Genomic DNA, 264 nt, shown 5'->3' with positions numbered 1-264 from the left:
AAAAACCCCACCCTAGATTAGCGAGTGTCTCGTGGGCTCGGAGATGTGTATAAGAGACAGGCGCGGAGTCGGTCATCATCCACTCGGGCGGCTGGCTGATGTCGGCGCAGCTCGACGAGGGGGCGCGTGCCGAGGTGGAGGTCGATGCCGCGCGCCTGGATCTGTCTCTTATACACATCTCCGAGCCCACGAGACACTCGCTAATCTAGGGGGCTGGTTCCTGGTTGGGAGAGGGGGGGGGGGGGGGGGGGGGGGGGGGGGGGG

General features: G+C 65.9%; 1 protein-coding gene. It reads right to left on the bottom strand.

Annotation, left to right across the window (positions count from 1 at the left end; all coding sequences use genetic code 11):
- The coding region (locus tag ACPYOG_RS19730; protein ID WP_481295814.1) for a hypothetical protein at positions 1-190 on the bottom strand (190 nt) is incomplete at its 3' end.
- Positions 191-264 lie beyond the last annotated feature (74 nt).

The organism is Leifsonia sp. HAY1-4F (assembly GCF_056755275.1).
This window is presented reverse-complemented; position numbering and strand designations above follow the sequence as displayed.